General features: G+C 32.9%; 26 protein-coding genes. 15 read left to right on the top strand and 11 right to left on the bottom strand.

Annotated elements, in window-relative coordinates:
• The first annotated feature begins 83 nt into the window (after window positions 1-83).
• Complete coding sequence (locus OIU83_RS09535) at window positions 84-461, top strand: DUF1622 domain-containing protein (protein ID WP_264206025.1); 378 nt, start codon at window positions 84-86, stop codon at window positions 459-461.
• A gap of 162 nt (window positions 462-623) precedes the next feature.
• Window positions 624-1367, top strand: coding sequence for a polysaccharide deacetylase family protein (locus tag OIU83_RS09530; protein ID WP_264206024.1), 744 nt, complete (start codon window positions 624-626; stop codon window positions 1365-1367).
• Window positions 1368-1451: 84 nt separating this feature from the next.
• On the opposite strand, the gene OIU83_RS09525 is transcribed toward OIU83_RS09530, so the two are convergent.
• The 6 genes from OIU83_RS09525 to OIU83_RS09500 form a co-directional block, all read right to left on the bottom strand.
• On the bottom strand, window positions 1452-2711 hold the full coding sequence (locus OIU83_RS09525; protein WP_264206023.1) for a phosphatidylinositol-specific phospholipase C domain-containing protein: 1260 nt from the start codon (window positions 2709-2711) through the stop codon (window positions 1452-1454).
• Between the two features lie 464 nt (window positions 2712-3175).
• Window positions 3176-3991: an enoyl-ACP reductase FabI gene (locus OIU83_RS09520; RefSeq protein ID WP_264206022.1), complete on the bottom strand. Its 816-nt coding sequence runs from the start codon at window positions 3989-3991 to the stop codon at window positions 3176-3178.
• A gap of 102 nt (window positions 3992-4093) precedes the next feature.
• A complete protein-coding gene (locus tag OIU83_RS09515; protein WP_264206021.1) occupies window positions 4094-5266 on the bottom strand; it encodes an oxygenase MpaB family protein in 1173 nt (390 codons plus the stop codon).
• A 228-nt stretch (window positions 5267-5494) separates the two neighbouring features.
• Window positions 5495-6253, bottom strand: a complete 759-nt coding sequence (locus OIU83_RS09510) for a GH12 family glycosyl hydrolase domain-containing protein (protein WP_264206020.1) — start codon at window positions 6251-6253, stop codon at window positions 5495-5497.
• Window positions 6254-6588: 335 nt separating this feature from the next.
• Window positions 6589-7071 (bottom strand): CAP domain-containing protein, encoded by a 483-nt coding sequence (locus OIU83_RS09505; RefSeq protein WP_264206019.1) that lies wholly within the window; start codon window positions 7069-7071, stop codon window positions 6589-6591.
• 83 nt (window positions 7072-7154) lie between these two features.
• Window positions 7155-7553, bottom strand: coding sequence for a winged helix-turn-helix transcriptional regulator (locus tag OIU83_RS09500; protein ID WP_264206018.1), 399 nt, complete (start codon window positions 7551-7553; stop codon window positions 7155-7157).
• 284 nt (window positions 7554-7837) lie between these two features.
• On the opposite strand from OIU83_RS09500, the gene OIU83_RS09495 reads away from it, so the two are divergent.
• The 11 genes from OIU83_RS09495 to OIU83_RS09445 all read left to right on the top strand — a co-directional run bounded on the left by OIU83_RS09495 (window position 7838) and on the right by OIU83_RS09445 (window position 16248).
• Window positions 7838-8227 carry an OB-fold putative lipoprotein gene (locus tag OIU83_RS09495; RefSeq protein ID WP_264206017.1) on the top strand — a complete coding sequence of 130 codons (390 nt, stop codon included), beginning with the start codon at window positions 7838-7840 and terminating at the stop codon, window positions 8225-8227.
• Between the two features lie 16 nt (window positions 8228-8243).
• Window positions 8244-9086, top strand: a complete 843-nt coding sequence (locus OIU83_RS09490) for a DUF5777 family beta-barrel protein (protein ID WP_264206016.1) — start codon at window positions 8244-8246, stop codon at window positions 9084-9086.
• Between the two features lie 12 nt (window positions 9087-9098).
• Entirely contained in the window at window positions 9099-9485 is a 387-nt protein-coding gene (locus tag OIU83_RS09485; protein WP_264206015.1) for a c-type cytochrome, read from the top strand.
• 12 nt (window positions 9486-9497) lie between these two features.
• Window positions 9498-10046 (top strand): YceI family protein, encoded by a 549-nt coding sequence (locus tag OIU83_RS09480; RefSeq protein WP_264206014.1) that lies wholly within the window; start codon window positions 9498-9500, stop codon window positions 10044-10046.
• Between the two features lie 690 nt (window positions 10047-10736).
• Window positions 10737-11699, top strand: a complete 963-nt coding sequence (locus OIU83_RS09475; RefSeq protein ID WP_264206013.1) for a bifunctional helix-turn-helix transcriptional regulator/GNAT family N-acetyltransferase — start codon at window positions 10737-10739, stop codon at window positions 11697-11699.
• A 4-nt stretch (window positions 11700-11703) separates the two neighbouring features.
• Window positions 11704-12027, top strand: a complete 324-nt coding sequence (locus OIU83_RS09470; protein WP_264206012.1) for a cupin domain-containing protein — start codon at window positions 11704-11706, stop codon at window positions 12025-12027.
• Window positions 12028-12133: 106 nt separating this feature from the next.
• Entirely contained in the window at window positions 12134-13252 is a 1119-nt protein-coding gene (locus OIU83_RS09465) for a sensor histidine kinase (protein WP_264206011.1), read from the top strand.
• Window positions 13249-13938 (top strand): LytR/AlgR family response regulator transcription factor, encoded by a 690-nt coding sequence (locus OIU83_RS09460; RefSeq protein ID WP_264206010.1) that lies wholly within the window; start codon window positions 13249-13251, stop codon window positions 13936-13938. Before OIU83_RS09465 ends, OIU83_RS09460 begins: the two co-directional genes overlap by 4 nt.
• Window positions 13939-14221: 283 nt before the next feature.
• On the top strand, window positions 14222-14974 hold the full coding sequence (locus OIU83_RS09455) for a dioxygenase family protein (protein WP_264206009.1): 753 nt from the start codon (window positions 14222-14224) through the stop codon (window positions 14972-14974).
• A 22-nt stretch (window positions 14975-14996) separates the two neighbouring features.
• Window positions 14997-15689: a pirin family protein gene (locus OIU83_RS09450; protein WP_264206008.1), complete on the top strand. Its 693-nt coding sequence runs from the start codon at window positions 14997-14999 to the stop codon at window positions 15687-15689.
• A 13-nt stretch (window positions 15690-15702) separates the two neighbouring features.
• Complete coding sequence (locus OIU83_RS09445; protein WP_264206007.1) at window positions 15703-16248, top strand: hypothetical protein; 546 nt, start codon at window positions 15703-15705, stop codon at window positions 16246-16248.
• A 34-nt stretch (window positions 16249-16282) separates the two neighbouring features.
• Here OIU83_RS09445 and OIU83_RS09440 read toward each other — a convergent pair whose 3' ends face one another.
• On the bottom strand, window positions 16283-16885 hold the full coding sequence (locus OIU83_RS09440; RefSeq protein WP_264206006.1) for a Crp/Fnr family transcriptional regulator: 603 nt from the start codon (window positions 16883-16885) through the stop codon (window positions 16283-16285).
• A gap of 165 nt (window positions 16886-17050) precedes the next feature.
• Between OIU83_RS09440 and OIU83_RS09435 the strand changes: the two genes are divergently transcribed.
• Complete coding sequence (locus OIU83_RS09435; protein WP_264206005.1) at window positions 17051-17848, top strand: alpha/beta hydrolase; 798 nt, start codon at window positions 17051-17053, stop codon at window positions 17846-17848.
• Between the two features lie 304 nt (window positions 17849-18152).
• On the opposite strand, the gene OIU83_RS09430 is transcribed toward OIU83_RS09435, so the two are convergent.
• Complete coding sequence (locus OIU83_RS09430) at window positions 18153-19148, bottom strand: metal-dependent hydrolase (RefSeq protein ID WP_264206004.1); 996 nt, start codon at window positions 19146-19148, stop codon at window positions 18153-18155.
• A 281-nt stretch (window positions 19149-19429) separates the two neighbouring features.
• On the opposite strand from OIU83_RS09430, the gene OIU83_RS09425 reads away from it, so the two are divergent.
• Window positions 19430-19651 (top strand): helix-turn-helix domain-containing protein, encoded by a 222-nt coding sequence (locus OIU83_RS09425; protein ID WP_264206003.1) that lies wholly within the window; start codon window positions 19430-19432, stop codon window positions 19649-19651.
• A gap of 62 nt (window positions 19652-19713) precedes the next feature.
• On the opposite strand, the gene OIU83_RS09420 is transcribed toward OIU83_RS09425, so the two are convergent.
• From OIU83_RS09420 to OIU83_RS09410, 3 genes are read right to left on the bottom strand one after another with little or no spacing between them, the layout of a single operon-like run.
• Window positions 19714-20631 carry a DUF4625 domain-containing protein gene (locus tag OIU83_RS09420; protein ID WP_264206002.1) on the bottom strand — a complete coding sequence of 306 codons (918 nt, stop codon included), beginning with the start codon at window positions 20629-20631 and terminating at the stop codon, window positions 19714-19716.
• A gap of 30 nt (window positions 20632-20661) precedes the next feature.
• Window positions 20662-23091: a TonB-dependent receptor gene (locus tag OIU83_RS09415; RefSeq protein ID WP_264206001.1), complete on the bottom strand. Its 2430-nt coding sequence runs from the start codon at window positions 23089-23091 to the stop codon at window positions 20662-20664.
• 9 nt (window positions 23092-23100) lie between these two features.
• Window positions 23101-23586 (bottom strand): DUF4625 domain-containing protein, encoded by a 486-nt coding sequence (locus OIU83_RS09410; RefSeq protein ID WP_264206000.1) that lies wholly within the window; start codon window positions 23584-23586, stop codon window positions 23101-23103.
• Window positions 23587-24010 lie beyond the last annotated feature (424 nt).

Here is a 24010-nt window from a genome sequence, read left to right as displayed (position 1 = left end):
TTTGTATGTTTATGTAGTTGAAAATTAATGAAATATAATACATTATATGTAGGTTATTTACGCTATATTAGTTTATTGATATAATGAACATTTTAATACCGATAAAAATGGAAGAAATAAAAATATACATTGAGTATGTAGCCAAAGGAATAGAGATAGCAGGTATTATCACGATGATTATAGGTATAGTATTGGCAATGGGCAAGTTTATTTTGGCACTCCAAAATACAGTTCCACGTTCCTATAATATATTGAGACAAGATCTTGGTAAAAGTATTTTACTGGGTCTGGAAATCTTAGTTGCTGGTGATATTATTGGTACTGTGGTTACAGAACCTACGATGGATCGCGTTCTTTCATTGGCAGTAATTGTATTAATTAGAACTTTTTTAAGCTTATCGCTAGAAGTGGAAATCGAAGGGAAATTTCCGTGGCAAAAAAATAAAGATATAAAAGAATAACTTCTCAGATTTTTAATTCAATTTATTCTTAGTAACAAAGAGAATAGTTTATATTTGAAATTTCAGATTTGATCTTAATAAAAGATTGAAGCTGAAATTTTATACTTTTAATAAGCTAAGTAATTTATGAAGATAACTTTTTTAAAAATCATTTTTATTTCAATGTTCTTAACTTTATTTTCATGTGAAAGTAAAAAAAAGCAACCAGAACCTAAACCATACAAAGCAGGTGTAATTTTATCTTTTGATGATGCTTATGTAGATGAGTGGTTTGATGCAGATAAGGATTTGAAAAAATATTCATGGAAAGCAACTTTTTGTGTTTGTCGAATAGACTCTATAGGTGCTCCACAGATAGACAAACTCCTTCAATTACAAAAAGAAGGTCACGAAATTGCAGGTCATGGTTACCATCATTACAATGCGGTTAAGTTTGTTAAAAAATATGGAATCGATGAATACATGAAACAAGAAATTGATCCTATGATTGCTTCAATGAAAAAATTACCATTTAAAGTTACTTCATTTGCCTATCCTTACGGAGAAAGGTCCGATGAGCTTGATAAGGCATTATCCAGTAAATATAAAATTATAAGAGGTAGAGCTTTTGGAGGTCAGCTTCCTAAAAAACAAAATTGCTATTTTAATAATTCCAAGATTGTATTTGCCTTCGATATAGATAACAGCCACATCCATTTTAGTATTCCGTATCTCTTGGAGTTATTGGATTATGCTAAGAAGAATAATAAAATTTTAATCTTATGCGGACACAGACCTGTTAAGGATGTAACAGCAAATTATCAAACAAAAATTGAGACCTTAGAGTTCATTTGTAGATATATGAAGCTTAACGATATGAAATTCTATACTTTATCCGACTTGGATAATCTACTTCCACAAAACTAAAAAAAACTCCTGTTATTGTAAATCTACGATAACAGGAGTTACTATAATATGCCACTTCTTTATAATTAAATTAGGGAATTAAACTTAAAAATTATAAGCTATTATTGCTCTTGTAGTGGCTACATTTACAAAATCGATGTACACAATGTTTGGTTTACCTTTTTTGAGTACGGTAATTTGATTAGCCAATACATTAGGTAGATTTTCATTGGCTACTCTTGCCAAATCTCTTATGGATCCACCGGCACCAGCTGTAAGTGTCCATGACAAAAGAAATAGATAATCTTTTCCAAAACCAGCATATTTATCCCATTTTGCAATTTGATCCGCAGCCATTTCAGAGTAGGAATCTGTCTTAGAATACAAGTCGCATACAGTTACATTTTTCCCTCTAAAACTACATACTTTATCTACAAATCCGTCATGAAAACGGAAGAAACCTTTGGCAGGATCGACACCTTCATTATAATCAAATACCACAATAATTTTCTCGGCTGCATCACCTAACTTAATTTTAGCCAAATTAACATCGCTGCTTTTATATAAATGGTCTTTAAATTCTGAAGAAAGCAGCATATCATTAATTCTTTTCTTAGTGTCTTCACTGTTATCTCGAATATGCGAAAATTTTAGAATAGCAGTTTCTGTTTTGTTATGCTTTAAAAACTCAGTTGCCTGATTAAGTACCGTTTTAAGTAATTGCCCACTACATCCCAAACCAATAACTTCGATGCGATGGTAGGTAATTAATTCATTATGATCATAATCTACACGAATATCAAAATATCTGGAGCCTGCTTCGAGTTGCCCTTTTATATCCAATTGTTGCGTTTGCGTGTTAGAATCCGTTGCTCCAATTGAACAATGATGTAATTCGGACATTCCCGCATCGTGACTTCCGGGCATTATTATATTGTCTATTGTTGTGGTTTTAGGAATTTTACTCATCCAGTTTTTTGTATCTATTACAGGAGTTTGGTTAACGGAGATTACCACATCGCACCATGCTTCGGATGTTTGAAAATCTTTGTTTTCTACCTTAGCAGTATATTTTACACTATTCATATCCACTATACAAGTGGTTGCGTCTTTACCATAAGGTTTATTCCAGGTAATTGTCATGGTGCTTCCTGGGTGTGTATTGCTCACAAAGCGAATCCATCCTGTTGTTCCATAGGCTGCCCCGGTTTGTTTTTCGGATTTTACAATTGTTTTTCCATTTTGTGAAATAGAGGCAGGTGGACCGCCATCCATCCATTTTCCATGTTCTAAATGATCTGCATCTCTAATCCATTTTTCGTCTACATTAGTATTCACTACTGTAATTGTCATTCTTCTAGTCATTTTTGTTGTTTTAAGATTTATAATTTCCTTTTCTGGTGATTCAACTTGTACATTTATGCATGATTTTATTAAAATTATACAGAACTGTTTATAGGGTTCAAATGATGTTTTTTATTCTAATTGCTTAAAGGACAATGGGAGAAAAAACTTTTATTCTTTTACAAAATTAAATCATCTATTGTGTTGAATTACGAGTATAAATACTTGATTTTTAAGTTGTTGAAATTTTTTTATGTAAAAATATTCTCTCGGCTATAAAGTAATGTTTTGATTTTAAGTCCTTTAATTATTACAATTAATGAATAGTAAAAGTTAATGAGATTATCAAAATTCATTATTTTTTAAACTTAGGTATTTGGATGTAGGGAAATAAAGAAGGTGACAGCCGAAATTTATTAAACAAAAAAAGACCTCTAAAAAATAGAGGCCTCTTAAAATTTTAGTATGGAGTTTTTTTGAGTCTTTTATTCTTCCAATCCCATTTTTTGCATCACGATATCGCTTACTCCCGTCGAGGAATAACCTCCATCATGAAAAAGGTTTTGCATAGTTACCATGCGTGTCAAATCGGAGAATAATGTAATACAATAATCTGCGCATGATGCTGCATCGGCATTCCCTAATGGAGAGATTGCATCGGCATAATCATAAAAATCACTAAATCCTTTAATTCCTGTACCAGCCGAAGTTTTTGTAGGCGATTGGGAAACGGTATTGATACGTACTTTTTTCTCTAATCCATAGTGATAACCAAAACTACGGGCAATAGATTCCAACATTGCTTTAATATCGGCCATATCGGTATAAAAAGGGTAGGTGCGTTGTGCAGCCATATAAGTAAGCGCTACAACACTTCCGCCTTCGCTTATAGCATCTAGTTTTTTGGCTACAGCCAACATTTTATGAAATGATAATGCCGATACATCAATTCCTTTCATAAAGTAATCGTAATTAGATTCGGTATACGGAATCTTTTTACGAATGTTCACACTCATACCAATAGAGTGTAATACAAAATCTATCTTGCCGCCTAATATTTCTTGTGCTTGGGTAAACAAGTTAGTAAGGTCATCAACATTGGTCGCATCGGCTGGAATAATCTGTGATCCTGTTTTTTCGGCCAAGACATTGATCTCTCCCATACGCATTGCGATTGGTGCATTTGTTAATACAAAAGTAGCACCTTGTTCATGGGCTTTTTCAGCAACTTTCCATGCAATAGAATTTTGATCTAATGCGCCAGTAATGATTCCGCGTTTTCCTTTTAATAAGTTATGCATAGTTTTTTTGTTTTAAAGCTGCGCAAGTTAATAATTTTTTCCCTTATAGAATGAGATCGAAATCCATCAGTTATTCCTATGTGTTTAATTACATCGAGTGCTTTAATGCCCACCATTTCCAGCCTTTAAGTATTCTTTGGATATTTTTTCCTGAATTAAATTACCTAAATATACCGAGCGGTGATAATTTTTATCACTACCGGAAATTAGCTTCTGGAAAAGGATATTTCTGATTTTGCGTAAGCGGGGAAAAAAATAAGGCATTCGGATCTCGGAAATCTGAAGGCGCTCACATGTTTCTTCATCAACCAGAAATCGAACGTAACTCGTATGAAGGTATTTGAGGAAGTTCTTTTGATAGGTTTTTTTGAATATATTAGAAACCAAAGATTCATTTTCCAAAGCTTTTGCCAGTATCACAGAATCTTCATCGGCAGAAGGTTGAGAAGCAGTCCATAAATAAAACATTTCGGTAGCTTCTTTTTTATTATTCGGGAGATAGTCAATGGGAATACCAAGTAGATAACCTATGTATTTCCAGAGATGAAAAACTCCAAGTTCTTCTTTTTGTGAGATGGTAAGACCAAGTTTATGAAGTCCATGAAGGAATATAAGACTGAATCCGATACTGGTGGCAACCATGTCGGCATAATTAATAGGTTCTCCCCAAGTTTCTTTTTCCCAGTTGGGATGTTTTTCTTTTATCATTATTCTTGAAAAAGAATGTATCATTCGGGTTCTGAAGATATACTGGTAGCCATTTTGGTTAATTTTCAATGCATTGTTGCGCGTTACATGTGTCCAGAAATCCAGTGTATCGGTTATTCTTTTTGCTGCCCCTTTTTTTAATGCTTCGGTGTAAATGAGCGCTTTATTGAGATAAGCATAATCATATCCACCCATAAGACTGTAATCCCGGAGCGAGATAAGAGCATTAGTTCCGCTACGCATAGAGAGGTTGCAACCAGCAGTAATTAGGCTTTTATCCAACCAGGTTGGTATTTCCTGCATGCCGAGCATCATTTCTTTTATGCTTTGCGGCAAAATGTCTTTATCAGAAATTGTAGTTTTAGATAATTCTTGGATATAAGAGTAGGCTTGTTCAAAGTTTTTATCTGCAAATATTTCTTTGGCGGCTCGATCACCCAGAACATCGTATTCGAGTCTTATTGATTTGCAATAATCTTGATTATTAGTGTCGATCTTGGCGCCAGACCAATTAATTAGTTGGCTACCGTTGCCTTTATCCCAAAAAGTTTTAATGTGTTGATCCATGTCTAATATTGATTAAACAAACAAGTAAATCCTACTCACCCAATTATTTAACCTAAAATACAAAAAAATGAGTTTCGGTCGCATTTAAAATAGCTTTTACTTTAACCCATTGGTTGTAGTTAATTATTACATATATAAACATAGTTTTCATGCACTCAATTTATTTTATTATAAAAAAACAGACTCAATTTTTTAGGTTGAGCCTGCTTTTATCATCTTATAAATTAATTAATTACTGGTTACAGAGTAGCTGTTACAAGTATAATTAAGTCCGCCTCCATTTGTTCCATAACAAGATGAGATTTCGAATCCGTATTGTATATCGCCAACTGTAACGTTACCAAACCATCCCTTATCTTTTATCCAGTTATAGATTGCTTTTGCATCAATTGTACCACTATTGGTTTTTGTTGTGCGTAAAAAGGAATACACATTATTATAACCATTGTTTCCTCGAAAAACGTTCCAGGTGTGACCGCCAATAGTTTGATTTGTATATACCGGAACTGCAGCACCTGTTGAGGAATAATTATAAGAAATTGGTTTTACATTTCCCGTGCCATCTGCATTTCCTGTGTAGTTTAACCATAACATTATTTCATTGGCTTTATTGCTATCCCACAGATCATAAGCCGATACCCATGCACCCCCGGCAGGAGTGGTTGCATTAAAGCTAGTACTAAGTGTATTGACAGCACTAAGTAGTGTGCCTATATATTTGGTTGAATTTGGGTATGATTTAATACCAACTGTATCGGGGTGGTTTGCCCAAAGTCCCCAATTACTGTAACTATTAGCCCATATGGATTGACTTCCTGCGCCAGAACCCCATATGTTGTTGTAAACGGTGTAACCTCCATTGGACCAACTGGCATATTGATCTGATGATGACCATGAGGCTTTAACTTCCGATTGATTGTTTGTCTCGGCTGTTTCACAACCCATAACCGCAAGGCATAATACTACAAATAAAATTGATTTTTTCATAAAATTTTTGATTTTAATGGTTAATTAATAGTTTCGCTAAAGTATTAATAATTACATATTTAGCATATATTTTATTAAAAAACCAATGTATTTTTAAATTATATTCATAAAAAATAAAATATAATTCATTAAAATGCAAAAATGTTTTTTAGTTATGGTAAAAATGACCATAAATAAAATGAAAAACTGAGAATACCATAATTTGTAAAAAATAAAATAGACTTATTCTCATTATAGTAAGAATAAGTCTATTATTTAACCAAATTGTAGTGATAAGAAGTTGTTTGTAATACGTTGTTATATAGTGAGATAGTTGTTTTTAGAAAGAAGTAGGTTTACTTTCCTAAATTTACAACCCAAATATTTCCAGATTTCCCGGTTCCCATTTCTATATAAGTGCTACTCATCATAGCTTTGCAATGGTCTTGGCTATTTTTCCATCCTATTACAACTTCGGCAGGAGTATTATAATTGCGTGCAATCACTTCGCCTACATATTTACCAGTATAACCAGCTGTAGCGGCTCTTTGTATAGGACTTATACCTTCGGGAGAGATATGCGAGAAAAAATCACGCGTATTCATATCATGCGCATAATCAATAGCCGTTTTGGCTAATATCGAATTACTCACCAATGCAGGTACAGGAGGCATATCATCGGCACCACATTTACATCCCGTTGCTCTAAGTTTGTTTATTTCGATCAAAACAGAATCTGTAATGTTTGTATCAGCAGCAACAGGAGTATCATTATCATTACTACAAGAGATAAATAATAAAGCAGTTAAAATAATATAAATAAGATGTTTTGAAGACATAGTAATCGACTATTAATTAAGCTATAAAGATATTCGTTTTTTATTTTAAGATCTTTTTTAAATTAAAAATAGTTACTTTCTGTCTAGGCTTTTTGACCTCTTTCTTTACGTATTTTATCACGGTGTTGGCGACCAAAATCTCTTAGCAGTATTATAATAGGTTTTATGGACCAGCTATATTCTGTTAGTTCATATTCGATTCGGCCAGGAAGAGTCTCATTCACTTTTCTTTCTATAAATCCGTTAAGTTCCATTTCTTTTAATTCATGTGCCAGGACTTTGGATGTTATCTTCCAGACAGCTTTTTGGATTTCGCCAAATCTTTTATTCCCTTCCATAAGTGCTAATGTGATAGGAACTCTCCATTTTCCACTTATTACATAGAGGGCATCCATAATTGGAACTACTTCCGATTTGCATTCTTCAACTCTTGCAATTCCTGAATTTTGATTCGACACATTTTCTTGTGTTGTTGTTTCCATGATTTTATTTGGGGGTTAGTTACGTAAAAGTAAGTGGTTACCTTTAGGTAAGGGGTTAATTTTTAGGGGTAAATATGTGTATTTTTGCTTTTGGGTTATAACGTCTAATTGTTCTACAATCGTATGTCATTATTATGAAAATTTTTTATAAGAAATGTTAAATGTGATACACGATACTCAAATATCCAAATAAGTGAGGTAAAAACGAGAAATCCTGAGGTTTTTGTAAAAGAGAAGGGGTAGGTATAGGGGAGTTTTGAGAAGTTAAATTATTAAATAATAAGATGAAGAAAAATAAAATTGTACTGATTGTATTGGTACTTGTATTGATGTGCGGCGGAACTTATGTGTATTATAAACACTTAATTAGACCTTCCAGAAATATTGTATCAGAAGAGCCGGTTTTTAAAATATCGGCAGCAAAATTGTCGCAGGAATATAATGCCAATTCCCAAAAGGCAGATTCACGTTATCTCAATAAAACGATAGAAATAAATGGAGTTGTCACTAAGGTAACCGACTCAGTTATGATGGTCGATGAAAGTGTTTTTTGCTTGTTTGGAAATAAATTAAAAAGGGATTTGATTAAAAATAAAATAGTTCTTAAAGGAAAATGCATTGGTTATGATGAATTATTTCAGGAGGTCAAGTTAGATCAGTGCACAATTAATTAATCATTTAAAGTAGTTTATGAAGAAATTTTTATTACCCGTTTGCCTTCTATTGGCTACTATGGTGTATTCGCAGGAAGACCTGCTTAAAAGCCTTGATTCGACTCAGGTCGAACAAACTTATAGTACAGCAACTTTTAAAGCTTTACAACTTGTAACGTTGCAGACTACCAAAATGCCAGCAAAAAAAGAATTCTACTTTGTGGTTTCGCATCGGTTTGGAAGCGTAGAAAGAGGATTTAAGGAGTTTTTTGGTCTTGATAACGCAACAACAAAGCTTGGTGGTATTTATGGTGTAACCGATTGGTTGTCGGTAAGTCTTTCCCGACACACACTTAACAAAATGTATGAAACAGGAGTTAAGTATCGAATGGCAAGGCAAGATGCCAATTTTCCAGTAGATATTGTGGGATATAGTGTTGCCGATATCAATTCATTTCTGGAAAAAGATCAATATCCCCGAATAGAATTTAATGATCGTTTGGCTTATGTGCAACAGTTATTAATATCAAGGAAGTTCAGCGAAAGATTTTCGATAGAGCTTATTCCGTCATTTGTACATAAAAACCTTTATAACCCAAGTATAGAAAATGACAATCAGTTTTCATTTGGTGGAGGAGGACGTTATAAATTGACCAAAAGATTGTCGGTGAATTTAGAGTACATGCACAATTTTGACAAACCTGGTTTTTATGAAAATCCCTTATCTGTAGGACTTGATGTAGAAACAGGAGGGCATGTCTTTCAATTAATATTTACCAATTCACAATCCATGAGTGAGAGCGGCTATCTTACTAATGCAGCAGGGAAATGGGGTAAAGGGGATTTTTTCTTTGGATTTAACTTATACAGAGTATTTTAAAAATTATAATTTATGAAAAAAATAATAGCATTTGCAATTCTTTTAGTAGGACTTTTAAGTTGTAGCTCAAATACATACGAAGACATCGAGGCTGAGCCAGTTGTAACTACTCCAACACCAGGTACTGATCCTGTTGTAGAAACAGTTTCTTATACCAAAAATGTAAAATCAATAATCGATGCCAGTTGTGCCGGTTGTCATTCCAGTGGTGGATCTGCTTCATTCCTACCATTAACTAGTTATACACAGGTAAGAGCAGCGGTTATTAATGCAGGTTTATTAAATCGCATACAATTACAAAACGGGCAACAGGGACTTATGCCCCAAGGAGGTAGAATGTCTCAAACCAATATAGATTTGATAGTTAAATGGAATACTGAGGGACTTGTTGAAAACTAAATTATTATGAAAATGAAAAGTATAAAAAATAGTATGCTATTACTAATGCTCCTATCGGGTATATGGGCGGGAGCACAAAAAATAGCTACAAGAACAGGAAACATTAAGTTTGAGGCATCGGTTGCTACTTACGAAGAAATTACAAGCGAAAACAAAAGTGTTTCAGCAGTTTTAGAACAATCTACAGGTGATTTTGCTGCATTGGCATTGATAAAAGGATTCCGATTTAAGGTTGCACTTATGGAAGAGCATTTTAACGAAAACTATATGGAATCGGAGACTTATCCCAAAGCTACTTTTAAGGGAAAACTCGATGGTTTTGATATAAACAAAATTACGACGACGCCTAAAAATTATACGCTCAAAGGAGATCTTACGGTACATGGCAAAACAAAAGCAATTTCGGTTATTGCAAAAGTTTATAAATCGTCGAATGGACTTGTAATAAATGGAAATTTTGATGTAAAACCAGTAGATTTTGCAATTGAAGTTCCAAGTTTAGTTAGTAAAAAGATAGCTGATAAGATTAAGATTAATTATAATTTTTTGCTTGTCAAATAAGAAATAAAAGAAAATTCGATTGTTTGGTATGGTTATTATTGATTAAATGAGCTGTTTATTTTGATTAGTTAGATTATCAAATACCACATTCGGAGGGGTCAGTTTAAAAGCTGACCTTATTTTTTATATTGAAATTATTAGTGTAAATGCTAAGCCTCAATTCTGGTTTATGGGAAATTAGGATAAATCAAATTTAATAAAATGTTTATAAAAAATATGTGGTAAAAGGCGTGGATGTAGATGATTTTATGGTAATGGAAAGCCTTACCTATTTTTCTTACACACTCCAGGTATTGTATCAATTTTTATTCGAAAAAGGATATTCAAAAACTAAATTTAAAATGTTGCAACTCGATTTATAAGAAGAGAATTATACAGTCGTTTATTATAAAAATTTGATGTTACACAGTGTTTTTCTATCGAAATGGATTTTATATATCAATCACAATACGAATGTAAAAAGTCTTTTTTTAAACTATCAAGATGAGCTTTGTGCAGAAATAATCTGGGAGGTAAACTGGTTTGATCATAATTTTGAACAAATATTTAAATCTTATGTGACATATTATGAAACACAAATACGATAATTCGTGTGTTTCATTAGATAATAATAAATTTTTTTTGCCTCCAATAGTTGCACGTTTATAAAATTAACTACATTTGCATAACTAATTATGTAATTGATTATATATGGAATTTTTCAACACAGTAGGTAAGGCGGCATTGGGCAGTCGCCTGCGATTAATGACGGCGACTGTTACCGATGATGCAGCCAAAATATATGAATTGTATGGAGCAGATTTTGTACCTAAGTGGTTTCCGGTATTTTTTGTACTAGGTCATGATGGTGAGAAAACCATCACAGAAATAGCTACCGATATTGGTCATTCACAACCTTCGGTAAGTAAAATAATAAAGGAAATGACCAAAGCCGGATTGGTAGAAGAAAACACAACAGCACAGGATAAACGCAGGACAGTTGTGACTTTATCTCCAAAAGGAGTAATACTTTCCAAAAATATTGCTCAGCAATGTATAGATGTAGCCGTAGCTATCGAAGGGTTAATCTCCGAGGCAAATCATAATCTTTGGGAAGCTTTGGAAGAATGGGAATTTTTGCTTGAGCAAAAATCGTTGCTTCGACGTGTAAATGAAGAGAAGAAACTACGCGAGAGTAAAGAGGTTAAAATAGTAGATTATTCACCTGAGTATCATTCGGCTTTTAAAGCTTTAAATGAAGAATGGATCTCAAACTATTTTGAAATAGAAGAAACAGATCGCAAAGCTTTGGATAATGCCGAGGATTATATAATTAAAAAAGGTGGAAAGATCTTTGTGGCTCTCTACGAAGGAGAACCATTAGGAGTTTGTGCGCTTATAAAAATGGATGCCAGTACAGGTTATGATTATGAATTGGCAAAAATGGCAGTTTCTCCAAAGGTGCAAGGTAAAAATATAGGATGGTTACTGGGGCAGGCAGTTATTGAGAGTGCAAGAACATTAGGCGCCAAAAAAGTTTATTTGGAGAGTAATACGATTTTAAAACCGGCTATTAATTTATACCATAAATTGGGTTTTGAGAAAGTAACAGGATTGGCAACACCTTATAAACGTTGTAATATACAAATGGAATTAGACTTAAACCAAAAATAAGAATATGAAAAATGTAGTAAAAAAAGAAGATTTTGTTTCAAAACAATTTTTAGGAGTTGATTTTGTAGTGCTTTCAATTGGTAAAGATTCAATGGTTACCAAGATGTTGTATAAGTCTACAGACAATGTACCTTTTCACCAGCATCCTAATGAGCAGAGTGGCTATGTAATTTCGGGTAAATATAATTTGAAGTTCGGAGGACAAGAATATCCATTATCCGAAGGAGATAGTTATTCTATTCCTGCTAATGTTGAACATTCTATTACCATTATCGAAGCCGGTGAGGTTGTCGATGTATTTACACCAATAAGACAGGATTACTTATAGTTTGATTTCCATAGTATTGTTATCCAAAATGGTAAAACCCTAAATTTTTTTATTTTTTTTATGCAAGATAAGTTAATAATCCTATTTTTGAGTAATTAATTTCAACATGAAAAAAAACATTTCTTTTTATGCAATGCACTGTTGCCTGTGCTTTATGTTTTTATTTTTACCGTATGCGTTTACTTCTACAGGTAGTATTTTTACCTTACCCGATTTAGCTGATAATCCACACGATAGAATTTATTTTTTCATTTATTTTTTATTGCTTTTATTCTTTTATTTCAACTATTATATTTTAATTCCTAAGATTTATTTCAAAGAGAAACAGTTGCAATATATCGCTATTTTGGTTTTGTTTCTATTGTTTTTTCTTTGGATTTCAACCATTTTTGATACTCCGGATAGAAATTTTCTTGATTTTAGACAGCATCCCCATCAAATACTAAATGGTAATCTTCCTCCTCCCGAGCACGAAGGATTTAAACATTTAAACGATTCATTACCTCATAAAATGAAGCCTCCGGGATTAAGTAGTTTAACACACTTTGGAGGGCCGCCTACACAATTCAGTCATACAATTCTGGTTTATTTAATAGGTGCTATTTCCAGTTTATTTATTGCTATAAAAATCCGTTTGCAAAAAGTAGAAGACGATAAAATGAAATCGGAATTATCATTTTTGAAAGCGCAAATTAATCCGCATTTTTTATTTAATACCTTGAATAGTATTTATTCATTGGCTATAAGAAAAGACGATAAAACAGCCGATGCAGTAGTGCAATTATCCGAATTGATGCGGTATATTATTACTAATGCAAATGAAGATGTAATTGCTTTGGATAAAGAAATAAATTATATCAATAATTATATTCTGCTGCAAAAAACGAGATTAGGAAATACGATAATCGTTGATTATACGTTTGAAGGAGATACATTTGGAAAAGCGATTACGCCACTTATTTTAATTTCTTTTATAGAAAACGCATTTAAGCACGGTGTAAACCCAAATGAAGATTCTAAAATTTGTATTCGAATTCGTATTGTTGAAGATTATCTAACATTATTTGTATCTAATAATAAAATACAATCGATTCAATCGGATAGTGGTATTGGTTTGCAAAATACTATCGAAAGATTATCTCTTTTGTATTCAAATAATCATGTTTTAACAATTGATGATACACAGGAAATGTATAAGATAAACCTAAAGATAAAAGTAGGATGATAAAAGCGATTGCTCTTGATGATGAACCACCTGCACTCGATGTTTTGCAAAGTTTTTGTGATGAAATTGATTGTATCGATCTGCAAAAAATATTCACTAAGTCTGATGATGCATTTAAATATTTAAAGAAACATCCAGTCGATTTATTGTTTTTGGACATTAATATGCCATCGATTTCAGGCATTGATTTCTATAAAAAATTACCACATAAAACAATGGTAATCTTTACTACGGCTTATTCCGAATATGCTGTAGAAGGATTTATGCTAAATGCAACAGATTATTTATTGAAGCCATTTACATTTTTGCGATTTCAGCAAGCGGTAGAAAAAGCATTTGCACAATGGAAACTCCATAATCAAAATCCCGAACAGCAATATCTATTTATTAGGGCGGATTATAGCTTGATGAAAATTATTTTATCGGATATTCTTTTTATCGAAGGACTTGATGATTATCTTAAAATACATATCCAAAATCAAAAATCAATTGTTGCCAGAATGACATTGAAAGCTTTACTTCAAAAATTACCAGAGATCGAATTTGTACGAGTGCATCGCTCATTTATAGTATCTGTTTCCAAAATAGAAAAAGTACGAAACAAGGTAATCCATATTAATCAGGATGAAATTCCGGTAAGCGCGAGTTATGAAGCAGCCTTTTTTGCTATGCTTAATAAAAAATAAAAGTGGCTGCTTTCGGGAATTTTATTAATTGGCAAAGATCAAAATCATTTAAGTTATTTAAGAAAATATAAGATTTAAGACTTTTGCCTAAATGAACTTGTAGGATTAGTTTTTAAATAGCTGAATGTGAAATTGTCAGAATATTATATTGTTAAAAAATTACAAATTAATAGCAGATTAAATCTGTTTACCTCATAAATTCATTCGATTACCTCATAAATTTTAATACTTCTCTGTCTTTAAATACTTTTATTTTATAATTATAACACTAAAAAGTATCACTATGGAAAGAAAAGATTTTTTAAGAGGATTGGGATTAGTAGGACTAGGTTCTTTGGCAATCCCTATGATCAATTCTTGTAGCAAAGACAATGAAGATTCTTCATCAGGCTCAGGGACTGATTCTTCCACAGACTCAGGTTCAGGCGGTTCTTCGGGAAGTTGTACCGTTACACCATCAGAAACAGCAGGGCCATTCCCAACAAAAGTACCTGCGTCTCTTGTTTCTTCTAATATTGTTAGTGATAGAACAGGTGTGGCATTTACTATGAAAATCTACATAAAAAATACCAATGCCAGTTGTGCAGCACTTGCAGGGGCACTTGTAGATGTTTGGCATTGCGATAAGGATGGATATTACTCGGAGTATGGGGGAACGTCTATGCAACAAGCCGATTTTACATCAGTACATTTCTTAAGAGGAAGACAAACTACCGATACAAATGGTTTGGTTCTTTTTACTTCTATTTTTCCAGGTTGGTATCAAGGTCGTGCAACACACATTCATGTCCATATTTATAATGCTTCGGGAAAATCATTATTGGTAACACAAATTGCATTCCCAGAGGGAACTGGTAGTGCGGTAGCTTTGGTAAATGCTTCTACTGCCAATGGATATACCAAAGGACTTAATGGATATACATATAATGCCACCGATAATGTATTCTCGGATTCTGTAAGCGAGGAAATGTCTACAATAACAGGAAGTGTTGCAGATGGATATGTATTAACACATACTATAAATGTTGCCGGGTAGATAATTGATTTTAATGACTATTATGATGATTAAACAATCACCTGCACAAATTTTTAAATCCGATTTACGAGGTATTTCTAAATCGGATGCTTTTCTAAATTTGGCTACTTTCAATTTTGGAACTTATCAAGACGATTCGAGAAAGCCGTTTGGTACTTTGGAAGTTTTAAATGAAGGAATATTGGCTCCTTTGCAAAAGATATCCAGATTAATTGATGCTGATACGGAAGTGATTCTATTGCCTCTTTTTGGCGGAATCGTTTATAAAGACAATTTGGGTACTGAGGATTTTATCAGAATTGAACAAATAAAACATATTTCGGTAAAAAAGGGAATGTCATTTGAGCTTTCTAATCCTTATAAATTGGAAAATGTGAGTTATTTAGAGATTTGGTTTTCACCTAAAATTTTAAATTCTAAAGAAAATTCTGCTTCATTTGAATTTAGTTTTTCTGAAAGGAATAAAATGAATCTTCTTTTTTATTTCTCCAATACAATGGGTTTTATTGGTATCTATGATGGAAGAAAAGAAGGTTCGTATACATTGAAAAATAATTTAAACGGAGTTTTCGTTTTTGTTATAAATGGCGCATTTGAAATAGAAAACAGATTGTTACAAGAAAAAGACGGTTTGAGTTTAAATGATATAGAAACGGTAGAATGGGAAGCACTCTCTGAGAATGCTATTTTATTACTGCTCGAAGTTCCAATGTAAATATATAAGTCTTATGTATAAAGCTAAAATACGGTTGGCATATCGCATTGTAATCGACAATACATCGACGCTTACATGGGATAAATATGTTTGGGAAGATACATACAAGGAATATTTGATGCAAAATCAGCAATTTAATCCAGAGGAAAACCTCAAAAATAGTTTTAGAGAATTATTGACCGAAAATGAAAAAGCAGCTCAATTGCACTATTTAGTTGGCATTGCAGCAAGTGGATATGTGGCGCAACTTAAAGGCAATCTTCATCGGGTTACAGATGTGCTTGGAAATAATTATTTGCCATTTACCAATTATCAATTAGACATCGTAAATTCGGATATTACAGACCAATCTAAGCATAAAATAGGGATTACCTTTTACTCTCCATTATTAACACTAATGGATATTATAGAGGGATGTTATCTGGTCTCCAAAAATTGTGAAGACATAAATGGATTAGAAACTTTAATGTTTCCCGTACAATCTCATTTGTCAATATGTTATTATGAGAAAAATACCAGTAAGCACTATTTTAAAAATGAAATAGAGTCCCAAAATTGATTATAATTCGGGAAAGAATATTAAAATTGTTTAATTATCCAGATATAGATTCATCATTTGCTGCTGCAAAATTACTAGCCCTAATTCGGCTAAGTTGCGTAGGAGTAATTGCAAGATAGGAGGCAATATGATGAAGTTTGAGTCGTGTTATAAGGTCAGGATGATTTTTTTCGAATTCTAGATATCTTTGTTTTGCAGTATCTGCTTTAAGAGTGATTTCTTCAAATTCTTTTTCAATTACCCAATGGCGTTCCAGATAGGCGATGTAAAAAGCGGCTATATCAGTATGTTTTAGCGTCAATTCTCTTAGGTCTTCAAACGGGTAAGTGATTAATTCACAATTTTCCAGAGCCTTAATAGAAAAAATACTGGGCTCTTGTTTCAGCAATGCACTTGTAGATGTGACTAATGAGTTCTCGGTAAAAAACCTCTTGATTACTTTTTCTCCTTTATCATTTACATAATCATAGGAAAGCAATCCCTTTTTTACAAAAGCAATTTTTTTGGGTACGCTACCTTCCTCTAGAAAATAACTACCCTTGACAAGTTCTGTTTTTTTTAATAAGATTGTCCAAGCTGCTTTCGATTCCTCAGATATCGTTGCGTAACTGTTTATATATTCCCAAAATGATGTCATAGATTACAAAGGTATTGATTTTTGGATTGTTTTATTTTCAATTATGGAGGATCAAATCGATTTTATTTAGTGGAATTAAGGCAAATATTTATTTCCTCAACATATGTACATGTTTTGAAAAAGGAGTGACTATACCTTTGTTTTAAATATTAAAAACAAAATAAAATGAAAGTATTATTAGTTACATTATCTTTTTTGAGTATTGGATTTCAAGCCTTTTCTCAAAAGGTTGACACATTAAAAGTGTATAGCCCTTCTATGAAAAAAGAAGTTAAAACATTGGTGGTTCATCCGTCAGCAAACACAGAAAAGAAATATCCAACAGTTTACATTTTACATGGTTATAGTGGTTACCCAAAAAGAACCTTAATTCAGGATATTCCAGCTTTAACATCTTTGAGTAAACAAATGGGGATGATTTTTGTCTTGCCTGATGGAAATTTTGACAGTTGGTATATCGACAGTGAAAGCACAAATTCTAAGTACGAAACATTTATTACCAAAGAACTAGTTGGGTATGTTCAAAAAAATTACAAATCCGATCAATCTAAAACTGCAATAATGGGTTGGAGTATGGGAGGTCATGGAGCATTATATCTTGGGTCCAGACATCAGGATATATTTAGTGCCATAGGGAGTATATGTGCTGCTGTAGATTTTACTCCTGCAGCAAAAGATTATGGTATACCAAAAATATTAGGTGACAATCCTGAAAATTGGAAAAACTATACTGCTTTGTCACAGATAGAAAAACTAAAAAATTCTAAACAAAAAATCCTTATTAGTTGTGGAACAGAAGATTATTTATTAGAACAAAACAGAAAATTGCATTTGCAACTAATCACGTTAGGAGTACCTCATATTTATGAAGAACGTCCGGGAGAGCACAATGCAGCATATTGGTCTAAAGCTGCGGTTACTCAGTTATTTCATTTAAATCAATTCTTTACAAACAAAGAATAATTTTAAGCTGTGGTGTAATTATTTTTAATCCACAGGCTTTAAATGGGTGAGATAGAATTGTCTATAAAGGAACGCGGATGATACGGATTCGCCAAGGCGAAAACACAGATTAAACGGATTTTCTATCTATTATTTTTAAAAATCATTTTTTAATCCGCGTCTTTACTTTTGTAAATTCGTATCATCTGCGTTCCTTTCGTAAAGAGTTAGATAGAATTATAAAGATTAAACGGAGCGATATCTATGCTTATCTTAATGATTGCTGTCACACCGTTGGGGTTTATTTTTTTAAAATAAAAATTCATTAATTCCCTTTAATCCTTTCTAAAATCCCTTGCATTAAAATTTTTCCATCGCGTTTTTGTTTTGGAACTTCTTGGGCTTTAAACTTTCCGTTTTCATCTTTAAAAATATAGCTAAAAGCAAATTGTGGGTTTTGAGGATCTTTATTTAGCAACCCAAAACGCAAGTCATTAAAGTAGTATTCATTATCTTTTTTGGTTACGATATACCATCCTTCACTAACAATTTTTAAGGTTTCAAAATCTGGGTTTCCAGCGAGTTGTTGCGATAGGATATCATTTTTTTTATAACGTTTAAAAGTAACCGGCTGACTATCAATTAAGGAATAGTCTCCCAGAAGATAAGCATCTTTTGTGGCTACATTGGCATTCCATAAAATACAATTGAAAGCTGTTGGTTTTACAATTAGATTATCATAAGTTACGTTTTGTTGCTTTAGTGCATTTTTAAATTGTTCTAAGGCATAAAGCTTCAAAACACAAGTTAATAACAGATAAAATGAACTTATATAGATACCTCGCAAAACATACTTTCTTCGTAAGGAAAAAGTAGGTTTTCGCCAGGCTAAAATGAGGTATATTAGTAATGGCAGAGTATACAGTGGATCAATTACAAAAATAGTTTTAAAGGCTATTCGGTCGGGTAGAGGCCAGAAAATTTGTGTTCCCCATGAGGTAAACATATCTAGCAATACATGTGTCAATAAACACCAGAATACCATTATGCTGGCACTACGCAAGTTGATTTTTCCCCGTTCTATTTTGGTAATAATCCAGCCTAAAATTGGCGAAAGCAATAAGAAAAAAAGCAATGAATGGCTTAATCCCCGATGTATTGCTACGCCCTCTACAGGATTTAAAAACTGTCCCACTACAACATCTAAGTCAGGGATAGTGCCTAGAATTGCACCATATAAAAGTGTTTTTCGTTGCAGTTTTTTGCCTGCACATAATTCGGCTGTTGCAATTCCTAGAACAATCTGAGTAAAAGAATCCATGAGTTATTGTTAAGTAGCAAATTTAAACAGAATGGAGGTTATTATGCAGCTTCTAAAATAACTTTTTTAAGTACTTTCTTTTATCATTAATCATGGGAGATACAATAAAATAAGTGAGCTCACGTCGTTCTCAAGGACGTGAGCATCATCACTTATCTCTTCGTGGTATTTAAAAATCCGTTTCTCACACGTGATTAAGATTGAAACAAATATAACAAAACATTTCAATATTCGGACAGTTGTCCGATAAACTTTAATGATTTACGTTTTAATTTGTTTATATGACAGACTTGAACAGAAAAATATGTGATTATATTGTAACTGAATGGATTGGTACAATTCAGCCAAAAACTGAATTCGCACTAAATCATAATATCGATGAAAAAACTGTTCGCAGATTAGTAAAAGATAAAGATTACACGATAACACTATACACACTCAATAAAATTTGTGAAGCAAGGAATATAAAGCTTTCAGATTTTTTTAAATTTATAGATAAATAAAAAACCGTCTAGATTTTTTAGACGGTTTATCTTACTACTGATTAATACTTATTCGCTTCAATTTATTGGTAGTTAATTGTAATAGGCATTGATTTATATACATTTAGATTGTATGTTGTATTTTTATACAATACTACCCAATTATATACACCAGATTCCCATATTTTTTCATTAGTTATAGGATTTGCATTAGGTTTATTTGCATCATTTGGAGCTCCTATTAGAATTTTTTCACCTCCCCAAACGTCGTTTACTTTTTGCAATGTTGTAATCTTAGATGCAGGAGCAAGGTCTTTATGTTCGACTTTTGAAATCACAATTACTTTATTAAAATCTAGATTATCAATACTCTCAGGATGATAATTGGCGCTTTTTTTAATAAGAACAGAATATAATATTCCATCACCTTTTATTTGGCTTATCTGTGCATGAGCCGTTAATTCATCATTCTTTTTGAAGATTAGTTCTGGCTCTACCCAAGTTCCCATATGGTAAATTAAGGTTTCATTTCGGGAAATCATATCTCGTCCAATTACCGGATCTGTGGGTAAATTGGCAGGGTGAACAATAGTAAGGTCTTCTTTAATTTCCAGTTTAGATCCATTGGTATCCAATACTATAAAATAAAAATCATACTTACCTTCGGGAGCATCATTAGGGATATTAAAGTGTTTGTGTACAGTTGTATTTTTAGCACCAATGTATTCATTCCAGATTAGTTCCAATTTCCAATCGGTTGCGTATTTTTCTCCTTTTTTAGGAAGTATTTTAAGTTGTACATCGGCAATTTTGCCTCCAGCCGTGACATCGGCATTAAAGTGAAAATCACGACCAATTTGACCTTGTTTATTATTACCACTGCCAATTTCAATATTCTTGGCTGTAGGTTTTAAAACTTCGGGTTTCTCATCATCATTATTACAGGCTGTAAATGTACTGGCAAATAGTAAAAACAGGGGAAATAATTTTGCTTTTTTCATAAGGTTTTTGTTTGTTTAAATTTGTTCATATTATTTTTGTTTAAGTATTAAAAAGGGAATTTTGATAGATAGAATTATATTTCTGCTAGCTTCAGGAAGTTCAATTAATCTGTAAAAGCTCGTATGATTGAGATACTTTGTATTAAATAAGTTTTGAACCTGCAAGGAAATCGATAACTCCTGTTGTCCTGCTTTTACCATTGTGCCCATAGCAAGATTGAAAACATTATTGCTTGCCGTTTTTCTTTCCGGTGGAACGATTTGATTTTGTTGCGCTGTAAATCGATAATCAAGAGAGAAATAAGTATCTCTAAGTCTCTTTATTTCGGGGCTGTAAGTAAGACCGAATAAAACAGATGCAGGAGGAGAAAAAGGCAGTGTATATCCTTTTTTATTACCCGATAATTGTTCGGAATACAGATAATCTACCAGAACTTCGGCACCTAGATTCTTCAGGAATTGGTAGCGAGTTTGCAATTCTCCACCATAGCGCATGACTTTACTTTGTTCGTATTCAAAAACCTGATTTCCTGCTCCGTAATAAACATCGTGTTTGGCGGTAGGGTTTAGGTAGATGTAATTCGGAAAATAATTCAAAAACGGACTTAGCTGCACAGACCATTTCGTATCCTGCCATTCAATTCCAAGGTCTAGCTGATATGATTTTTCGGCAGATAAATTGGAATTTCCTTTTTCGAATCTGAAATAATGATAATTCACACCATTTGATGCCAGTTCTTTGGCAATCGGCATTCTGAAACTCGTTCCTATATTGGCTTTCAAAGAAATTTTTTCCAGATTATAATTTATTCCTGTCGACCAGGTAAAACTATTGAATGTTCTTGTAAGCTCTTCGGAACGCTTCAAGTATTCGAATTTTGTTTGACTATTGTTTGTGGTTTCACTTTCAAACCAATCCGAATATTGCTTCATTTCGATTCTGCCATAATCAAGTCGGAATGCTGCATGTAGCAACCATTTTTCATTTAGTTGGATTTTATCATAAAGAAAAAATCCAGAATTAATTTGCGTAAAAGCAGGTATTAAAAAACTCCAGCCCCCAATCTTATTTTGTTGCAACTCTGTATTTATCCCCACAGTAAATTGATGATTGCCTAATGAAAATTCATCTTTAATGGATACTGAGAATACTTCTTTATCATATTGTCGCTCGAGATCTTGCGGTACATACATATCTTCGGGATATATGGGTGGCATATAACCATGATTAACATAATGACTCCATTCACGGCGAAAATTCTTTTGAAAACCCAATTGTGTTTCTACTTTGTGCTCACCCAATTGAAAAGAAGTTGTATTACTTATTTTGGTATGGTTTACTTCCTGATGGGGCATTTGTATATCTCTGCTGGATTTATCATGGAGTTCTGTATCTACATTTCGGGGTTCAAGTCCATGTGCATTGGCAAAAAAGCCAGTTTTGCTATAAATATTACTTAGATATAAAACCGATTTAAATCTCTGTCTTATATATCCTGTACTTGCATGCAAATCGAGTTCACGCCCAGCCGTATTGCGTAAATGATTTTTATACAAAGGCACTATGTAATTATATACATTAACAGAATTGGTAGGAACACGATAATCTCCATAATCCATTGTAGTGATTCGGGTATCAAAGAACCAATTGTCATTACGTCCGAATATGTTAATCGATCCTCCATATTGTTCATTATTGCTTTTGCCGGTAAGATCCACACTTCCTCCCAAAACATGCTTAGTTGGGAATGGTAAAGGTTTTATATTTATAGCTCCACTTATGGCGTCCGATCCATAGATAAATGAAGACGGACCTTTGATAATGGCTACCCGATTCACGGCATATTGATCGATTTCAAGACCGTGATCGGCTCCCCATTGTTGTCCTTCATGTTTAATACCATTCTCCACGACAATTACCTGATTGAAACTTAGTCCTCGAATAAGAGGCTTTGAGCTGCCGGAACCGATAGAAATAGTTTTAACTCCTGGTAATCTTTGGAGAGATTGCATCAAGCTACCACCAAGATTACGCTGAATAAAGCTACTGTTGACTATTTCCAGATTAAGTGATTCTGCTTTTTTATGATGCGCTGCATGATTATCTCTTACTACAACTTCTTTTAATTCCTTAATCTCTTGTTTTAAGAAAATGTCTGATATTATATTTGAGCTTTTATCCAAACCAAGTTCTATTTCATAGAGGATGTAGCCGGAATAACTAACAGCCAATTTCTTGGAATCTCTAGGTATTTGGAGAGAATATGAGCCTTCTTTATTGGTAACAGTGGTAATAGATGAGGGATGAATCGTTACGATTGCACCTTCTAATGGTGTGTGCCTATTGGAGAATACGTTACCTGATATACTAACAGATTGAGCCGATGCTTTTGCAAAAGAACCAACGCAAAACAATAATAGATAAATAGTCCGTAATAGATTTGATTTATGTTCGTTCATCAAAATCATTTATTTAATTTTGATGCTCAAACCCTTAATAGTCTGCCAGCCTTCTTTATCGGTTAGGCGAATAAGGAAATGATAATCTCCGGGATCGATATCTTCTGGAATGCTGATTTCCTGTGTGGCATCATAACTTTTTAATCCTTCGGGAATAGCAACAGAATTTATGTACAGTAGTGGTTTTATCGGTTTTTTAATAGCTTCAACAGAACAATCATTTACTTCGGTACTATGGTTGTGATGGTCGAAATTATGATGGATATCCAAACTATAAGATCCCAATGCTGTATTATCGGTGAATCTTGCTTTGAATGTAATTTTTTGCCCAGGGCTTACTTCACTGCATTGTATAGGGAATGCACTTGCTGCCGAAATATCAATTACGGGATATTCAGTATCAATTTTAGTATCATCGCCGCTATCACAGGCTGTAAAGATGCTAGCTAATGCAAAAGAAGCCCGTACAAATTTTGTGAATTTCATTTTGTTCATATGTATTAATTTTGGGTTACTGAATAAGGTATTTGTTTGTTTTAAATTACATAGTCATAAACAATGACAACTTAAAAAAGGGCATAGATGGATATACTCGTAGAATATTATTCTATGAAATGAGATTCTTTTTTTTAATGGAATAGCAATACAACTACTTTAGACCATTTAAGTTATTTAGGAGATATAAGATTTGTAAACGAATCGTTTATATGAACTTACATAACTTATTTGGTAAGTTTTTGTAGTAAATAAATTCAAAGACAGCTTTAATAAGTTCATCTTCTTTCTTCAATAAAACTTTTAAAACATATATAAGTCATTTAAGAAAATATAAGTTTCATAAACACGCTGTGTAAATGAACTTACATAACTTATAGAGCTAGTTTTTATAGTAATATTTTAAGAAAAACTTTTTAAAATT

It is taken from the genome of Flavobacterium shii, assembly GCF_025847235.1.
Taxonomy (GTDB): domain Bacteria; phylum Bacteroidota; class Bacteroidia; order Flavobacteriales; family Flavobacteriaceae; genus Flavobacterium; species Flavobacterium shii.
The sequence above is the reverse complement of the archived record's forward strand: the minus strand, read 5'-3'. Positions and strand labels throughout refer to the sequence as shown.